Below are 2,783 nucleotides of genomic sequence, written 5' to 3'. Positions count from 1 at the left end.
CAGCGATTTTTGTCAATTGTTTTTGATCTAGAGCGAACTAATCAATTAAGTCTTTTACCAGATAAGGATTTAGTCGATTTATGCCCCCCTATCGAACCATACCAAGTAACGAAGAACCCCCAAGAGCGATGGTAAAGTTGAGACTAGAATTGAGGAGACAGTCGGGAAATTTTTACCTAATCAAGAAAAGATGGCTCTCTGAGTCTTTGGGTGAAAAATGTTCACCACGTCACATTATGGGCGGAAGCTTTCATTGGTGTCAACTTAAGCAAGAAGCTTAATTATCAAGAGTAGCTGATCATCCAAGGGGAAGGACGTAAAAAATGGTAAAATAAGGCGGATAAATCTAAAAATAATCTTCATTCCTACCCCTACTATTTTTTTAGGTTTCAGAGGGGAAGTAACCAAACAGTTTTTTATAATCAGAGGCCAGATATCCTCGGTGAAAAAAACCTAATTCTTCAGCAATTTCATAAATTAATTTTGTCTGATTATTTTGGTTAAGAGATTGATGTAGAGCATTAAGACGAAGCAATTTAAAATAATTGCAAGGAGACATTTGATAGAAGTCTTTAAATATATATTCTAAGGTGCGTTGACTTACTTCTAAGTCTTGACAAATCGCTGGAATAGTAAGATCAGAACGCAGATTTTTTCTCATCATTTCGTCTGCTTTTTTGAGGATAGAGGTGCGTCTGATAGTGTTTTTAGGAGTTTTAATATCTTTAGTTACTGCTAAAGTCAAAAGAAAATCTTTGACAATTTCTTCTTTTAATTTTTGCCTGACAAAATTTAATCTTAATGCTTTTCTTTGCCAAGATATTTGTTGACAATCTAAATTAAATAGCATTCGATAAAGTTGATGACAAGATTGTTGGAGATGACGAATTTTTTCTGATGGGCAAATCACAATAGAAGAAGCGGAAGAATTTAAAAACTTTTTCGCTTCTGGTAGCTCTAAAGTTTGGCACAATTGTTGCAGATAATTATCATGAACGTAAAGCTGAAAACGATTGGAAAAAGGATGTTGAAAAACGGAAATTTCTGATTTAGGGGGGATAATCCCAAGATAGTTATTTTCTAATGGATACAAATTTTGGAAGAAGACAGAATTCACCTGAACAGGAATCGCAAAAACCCATATTTTAGAATGGATTACTCCCGCAACATTCGTTAAACAATTACGTTGCGATAATTCTAACATCACTTCATCGATGATGATCCTTGAAAGATACCCTTCAAAATGATCACCACTGAGTTGTAAAGCATCTACGTTGAGAAATTCTCGATTCTGAAAATAGCGAGAAAAGTCACAAACATATTCACTTTTAAAGGTTAATTCCTGAGAATTAATTAAAATATTGGTTTTATTGTCAAAAATAAACATCTATATATAACTCCTTAGTTATTGAGTAAAATTAGACTTTTTTTGCCCATCAATTTAAAAACTTGCGTTTTTTGGATCATCTTAGCATAGAAGACTGAGTAGTATGAGTTAAAGCAGAGTTGGTTTGTTAATTTTGTCCATCAGTGTAATTCCAGCTAAATCTCTCAGTTTTTTCCGTTATCAATTACTAAGGAGATTTCGATGGCTAAACAATATATGCCACTTGAAGATTGCTCTGGGTCTGCGGTATTGGGTGGAGAAATTCCGCAATTACGTCCCCCAGCATTTTCTGATGACCGACAATATACCACATTTAGCTATACCTATCATCCAGGGGGATCAGAAATTTCCGAAGCTGTTGCCCCTAATATTAGCACTCGTTTCTATGCCATCGAAGCAACTATTGATTTCTCCAAAGCTAAAGGGGACTTACAAGGTGTTCTGATGGCGCACGGCGGATGTTTTGGTGGACATAGTTTCTACATCTATCAGGGAAAACTATGTTATGTTTATAACTGGTTAGGACAACAACAGAAGATCACTTGTGATCTTCCTCGTCTTAGTAGCGAGGTGACACTCAAAGTTGAATTTGCCAAACCAAAGATAATCGCCCCTTCCGATGAAAAGTTGGGTGACAGCACAATAGATAAGATGAAACTGTATATTAATAACATCGAACAAAATGTCGATATTATAAGAACTTTATCAAATCATACTCCTAACTTCCTAACTCAATATAAACACGAGATTCCTTACGAGTTTCAAGGTGCGAAGCTGCAAAGAATTATCGTTACCATTACCAATGATGTTAGGGCGATAAATGATGTTCAATTATGAGAAAAAAGTTGACCACAATAAGTTGGATAAGTAGGCTGGTCTTATTAGACCTATTGTAAAAATCAAAAATTTTTGTTAGGGTTAGGAGTCAGCGGATAGAGTCGGCTTTTCTCTTAATCAAGAGATTGTTCAGTTATTTAGCCGAGCGAGCCAAACTTTTCGGCCTAGTTAAAGCTGAAAGGAAACGACACAGGGAAAGGGATGCTCTCTCTCAACAAATTTGGGGGGCTATTCCCTTAAGTTGACACCAATGGCAAGCTTTGCGCCCCTACATTGCAGCTGCCGTGACTGGTAAGGCCCTATAGCCTACGCCCTTTCTTCGATAAGATTTGCTCATTACCAAGACCCCAAGAGAGCCGAAAATACTCCCTAGGTTGCATTAGATAATCCCTTGGCGCAGTGGCAATTGTATTGCCTGTCCTGCCGCTCAAGTGACTATGTTGACACTCCCGTCGCGCTTATGCGAGGGATTCTTGGTTCACTGACTCAAGTTGTCTTAGCAGGTATTTCTACCAACCAAAATAGAGCTTAAATCTCCCCAAGCGTTTAGGTCTAACGA

The 2,783-nt window shown here is 37.1% G+C and carries 2 protein-coding genes; one reads left to right on the top strand and one right to left on the bottom strand.

The features are described 5' to 3' along the window. Positions 1 to 382 precede the first annotated feature (382 nt). The gene (locus EWV68_RS04525; RefSeq protein WP_287168964.1) at positions 383 to 1,387 is read right to left on the bottom strand and encodes a helix-turn-helix domain-containing protein; all 1,005 of its coding nucleotides are present in this window, start codon (positions 1,385 to 1,387) and stop codon (positions 383 to 385) included. A gap of 201 nt (positions 1,388 to 1,588) precedes the next feature. On the opposite strand from EWV68_RS04525, the gene EWV68_RS04520 reads away from it, so the two are divergent. Next, positions 1,589 to 2,224, top strand: coding sequence for a hypothetical protein (locus EWV68_RS04520; RefSeq protein WP_061430242.1), 636 nt, complete (start codon positions 1,589 to 1,591; stop codon positions 2,222 to 2,224). Positions 2,225 to 2,783 lie beyond the last annotated feature (559 nt).

The sequence above is a fragment of the Microcystis sp. M_QC_C_20170808_M9Col genome (genome assembly GCF_007095495.1).
Classification (GTDB): Bacteria; Cyanobacteriota; Cyanobacteriia; order Cyanobacteriales; family Microcystaceae; genus Microcystis; species Microcystis aeruginosa.
This window is presented reverse-complemented; position numbering and strand designations above follow the sequence as displayed.